This is a genomic window from uncultured Lutibacter sp. (assembly GCF_937891065.1).
GTDB lineage: Bacteria > Bacteroidota > Bacteroidia > Flavobacteriales > Flavobacteriaceae > Lutibacter.
The window spans coordinates 1-4,960 of sequence record NZ_CALAEQ010000129.1 but is presented as its reverse complement, the minus strand read 5'-3'; the positions used below and the strand labels follow the sequence as shown (position 1 = coordinate 4,960).

At 32.4% G+C, this 4,960-nt stretch carries 3 protein-coding genes; 1 reads left to right on the top strand and 2 read right to left on the bottom strand.

The features are described from left to right. Positions 1 to 2,518 (bottom strand): hypothetical protein (locus tag Q0352_RS07375; protein ID WP_299525938.1); only part of this gene is annotated, 2,518 nt, incomplete at its 3' end. Between the two features lie 28 nt (positions 2,519 to 2,546). Next, positions 2,547 to 3,113, bottom strand: coding sequence for a hypothetical protein (locus Q0352_RS07370; protein ID WP_299525936.1), 567 nt, complete (start codon positions 3,111 to 3,113; stop codon positions 2,547 to 2,549). Positions 3,114 to 3,614: 501 nt separating this feature from the next. On the opposite strand from Q0352_RS07370, the gene lpdA reads away from it, so the two are divergent. Continuing rightward, positions 3,615 to 4,960: dihydrolipoyl dehydrogenase (lpdA, locus tag Q0352_RS07365; protein ID WP_299525933.1), on the top strand; the 1,346-nt coding region annotated here is incomplete at its 3' end.

The window sequence follows — 4,960 nt, the reverse complement described above, 5'->3', positions numbered from 1 at the left end:
AACAAATTGTTAATGTACCATCTGTTCCTGCTGATTTTGCTGGCTCGGCTGTTACTACAACTTTTGCTGTTAATTCTGGACAGTAATCTGTCGCTGCAATGGTATAGGTATAACTACCTGCTCCTGCTAATGCTGGACTCCATGTTCCTCCTGCAGTTGGTGTTCCAACTAAAGAAGTGAATAATTCTGCTGCTGTTACGGTCTCACTTGAACAAATTGTTAATGTACCATCTGTTCCTGCTGATTTTGCTGGCTCGGCTGTTACCGTCACTATCGAAGTATCTGCATCCGTACAAGGTGAAGTAGCTCCAACTGTATAAGTAAAAACTAAACCAACATGACTCCAGCTTCCACCTGCATCTGGTGCATCACCTAAAGCATTGTATAACTCTGACTCGCTTGGTGTATAACCTTCACATAATGTTAAAGTTCCATCTGTACCTGCATATGGCGCAATACCAACTGTTACAACTAATGAAGTTCTTAAACTCTCACACTCATCCTCTTTTGTTTGGCTCACATAATAAGTTGTTACTCCAGCTTCTACTGTAGATGGTGTAGGTGCTGTTGCACTTCCTATTCCTCCTGTAGATTCAGAATACCATAATAAATTATCACCTGTTGCGGTTAAGGGTATTGCTGAAGTTCCCTGACAATAACTAATAGGACTAGTACTCGGTATATTAGAATTATTCCTAATATTTATACTAAACTCAAAATAACAGGCACTACTTCCTGGTGGATATGCGTAGTAAGTCCCATTTCCTGGGAATATTGTTGTATATTCAATAGAATTATCATCTAGAGGATATTCATTATAAAATCTTGAATTTGGAGGGAAGCTTTCTTCAACGTCTGATACCGTAACTGTTGTTACATCACAAAAATTTAAAGAAATAGTTTCATATTCAGTACCGCAATCATGAATGATTTCTGTAATTAATGGTGTAGAAATTACTTCTCCATTACAACTTCCTGTTATTTCTTGTATTAAACTTTGATTTAAATTAGTACCTGAAATACTCCCTATACCACTAATAGATCCATCTAAATATATTTTACCACCACAACTATTTGCTAAAAGAGCACAATTATCGGTAGCTGTTAGTTTAAATGTAAAAGTTGCTAATACAGTATCTGGGCTAGCTGGTATTGGTAGTGTACCAATATTCCAAACAAAATTATTTCCTACGATTGCAGGAGCAGTTGTATTACCTGAAATATTGTTTGTATAAGACTCAATACTTGGTGTATGTGTTGTAAATGGGACTGGAATAGAAGCTATAAATGAATCAATTTCTTCATTACCCTTGTTATATATTTTTACTGTATATTCAATGTCTCCACCTGCGTTTACAGCTCCTGGAGGGCTATCAACTTGAATAAGAGCCTGAACATCAGGAACATAAGCGTCAACAGCAAATGTTACATTATAAATAATATAGGTGTCTTGAGTTGTTCCATATCTAAACCTAGTGGTTTCTTGTCCATTAGTAATTAGATTTTTTGTAGAATTGTCAAGATTAAACATGGCAATATCAAGACCTGTATTGTTTAAAATACTTGGGTTTCTTGGATTACCTCCTGTTTGAATTGAAGAATTGAAAAAGTTTTTAGTAGAACTTGTAGTTGTATTTCCTGTATGCTGTAAATGTACCCATGAAGTGTTACTTGTATTCCTCATTTGAAAATAATCACCAGATATCCCTCTATCTCCTTCACCAGCCATCATACCAATTTTCACATTTACATCACCTTCATCAGTAGCGTGAAAACCATTTACTGGAATTTCATAATTTTCTTCACAGTTCCCACAAACATATGCATAACCATCAAATACAGTTATATCTCTCCAAGTCATTTTAGAATTCTCATAAACGATAACCATACCCCATCCACCATAATATCCTGTACCTCCTCCATCACCTTCAGATGTTGCCATATCTGCTACCCAATATTCACCAGATCCGCCAGACTGCAACAAATCAGTTACTTCATAATATGCTGCATACATTCTAGCATCACCAGATGGATATCTAATATTAGAAGGTGCTGCAACTAATGGTTGATAACTTCCTCCTTCTTTTTTAAATTTTATAGTTCTTTTTTGAACCTCTGTTAGACTTGAATTACCTCTCCCTGACCAATACAATCCGGCATAAATAATATTTGAACAATCTGGATTTGCCCCATTTTCTGTTGAAAATGAAAATGTTGCAGACGAAGAATTATCAGTACTTGAGTCTCCATCCTCATCAACAAACTCCATATCATTATTACTGTTATTCGTATTATTCCCATAATCTTCTAACGTAAGGTTGGTATTACCAATCATGGTAAAATCTCCCTTAATATTATAAATCGTTTTATTTGGAGAATTAACAGATGTTCTTGGTTCAAAATCAACTCTTACCTGACTATAACCATTAAAACTAATTGTTAAAATAGTAAAAACAACTAAAACTAGTTGAACTATATTTTTGTAAGAATAAAACTTTTTAGAGTAGAGCTTTCCCATATTCTTTTACTTTAAATGTTATTGTTAATTATGACTGTTTAGTCACAATATAATAGACTATTATATCTTGATTAGTATTTAAAATTACTTGCTGAATTTGACTGCTTGAACATTCAAAATTACATTTTACGAAAATGTACTTAAGCTTTTTAAATTCAGTAAGTTTTGATACGTTTATTGATTTATTTAAATCACTTTGTTGATTTAGTTTCACAATAATTAGTTCAACTGACTCGAACATTTCATTTTTAGAATTCAATAGAGAATTTAATTGAAGATCATTAGATTTCAATTTGATTGGTTTATTTCCCTCTGAAACTTTACGAACATTCCCTTTATCAACATACATCGTAGGAACTTTTGCATTTGCAATTTCAAAAAAGCGTTGATTATTATTTTTCTCAACATTATTTGACCTAGATAAAACTACTGAGCCTTTTTCACTCTTTCTATTCAGTTGCCCAGTTTCAAAGTCACTTTCTGAAACTTGAATTAAATTTGAATTTTGACCAATTATAATATTAAAAATAAACAAACTGAAGACAGTTAATACTATATTTCTTATCTTAAACAAAGAAGTGTAATTTTTTTTCATAATTTTTATATTTAAATAAACTTGTCAACAAAAACTCCATATAACAGAGTCATAAATACTAATGACATAAAGCATAAACAGTATCCCTTGGGGTAATCAAAAAATTTTATATAAAAGTCCACTAAAACAAACAACACTCTTAAAAGTATTATTTAACATCTGTGGGGTCAAAAATTTTGGACATCTGTGGGGAACATTTATCTCAATTAAAAACAAATATACTGCAAAAAACCGTTAACCCCCTAACTATCAGTGTTTTTTTAAAAAAAATAAACAATTGGATATAAATTACTAATAATTGGTTTATTATAACAAATAACACAACCATTTATATGATATTTATCACTCCTAGTATATTTACAATTTATAAACAATTGACTAACTGCATATTACTTCTATTATTCAATAATTAACTTGTAGTATTTATATAAAATAAGTTGATATTTTAACTGTGAGATAGATAAAAATTCTATTTTTGTGTTCTAATTTTACTATTATACTATGAACACATATGACGTTGCCATTATAGGCTCAGGACCAGGAGGATATGTTGCCGCAATACGTTGCGCACAATTAGGATTAAAAACAGCTATTATTGAAAAATACAATACGCTTGGAGGTACTTGTTTAAACGTTGGGTGTATTCCATCTAAAGCATTACTAGATTCTTCGCACCACTATTACGATGCAACAAAACACTTTAAAACACACGGAATTGAGGTAAAAGGTTTAGAAGTAAACTTTGAGCAAATGATTGCCCGTAAAAATGAAGTTGTTGCACAAACATCTGGCGGAATAAACTATTTAATGGATAAAAACAAAATTGACATGTTTAATGGTTTTGGAAGTTTTTCTGATGCCACTCATATTATTATTACAAAAGAAGATGGAACTTCTGAAACTATTGAAGCTTCAAAAACTATTATTGCTACAGGTTCAAAACCTTCAACATTACCTTTTATTGAATTAGATAAAAAAAGAGTCATAACCTCAACTGAAGCATTAAGTTTAACCGAAATACCAAAACATTTAATTGTTATTGGTGGTGGAGTTATTGGTTTAGAATTAGGTTCGGTTTATAGCCGTTTAGGTTCGCAAGTTTCAGTAATTGAATATATGCCAACAATTACGCCTGGTATGGATGCAATGTTATCTAAAGAATTGCAAAAATCATTAAAAAAACAAGGAATTAAATTCTTTACAAGTCATAAAGTAACTTCAGTTGTAAACAATGGAGATGAAGTTGTAGTTACGGCTGACAACAAAAAAGGGGAGCCAACTGAATTTAAAGGTGATTACACATTAATTTCTGTAGGAAGAAAACCTTATACTGAAGGATTAGGATTGGAAACTATTGGTATTAAAGTTTCTGATCGCGGACAAATAGAAACAAACGAATATTTACAAACAAACGTTTCAAATATTTATGCCATTGGCGATGTTGTAAAAGGCGCAATGTTAGCACACAAAGCTGAAGAAGAAGGAACTATGGTTGCTGAATTAATTGCAGGTCAAAAACCTCATATTAATTACAATCTAATTCCAGGTGTTGTTTACACTTGGCCTGAAGTTGCTTGTGTTGGTAAAACTGAAGAACAATTAAAAGAGGAAGGTGTAAATTACAAATCTGGTACTTTTGCTATGCGTGCTTTAGGTAGAGCAAGAGCAAGTATGGATATTGATGGGCAAATAAAAGTATTAGCCGATGCTAATACCGATGAAATTTTAGGAGTTCATATGATTGGTGCCAGAGCTGCTGATATGATTGCTGAAGCCGTGATTGCTATGGAATTTAGAGCTTCATCTGAAGATATTGCGCGTTCATCACACGCACATCCAACATATAC

Excerpts from the sequence above, each read along its gene's own strand:
- Q0352_RS07370 (WP_299525936.1), bottom strand. The coding sequence starts at position 3,113 with ATGAAAAAAAATTACACTTCTTTGTTTAAGATAAGAAATATAGTATTA.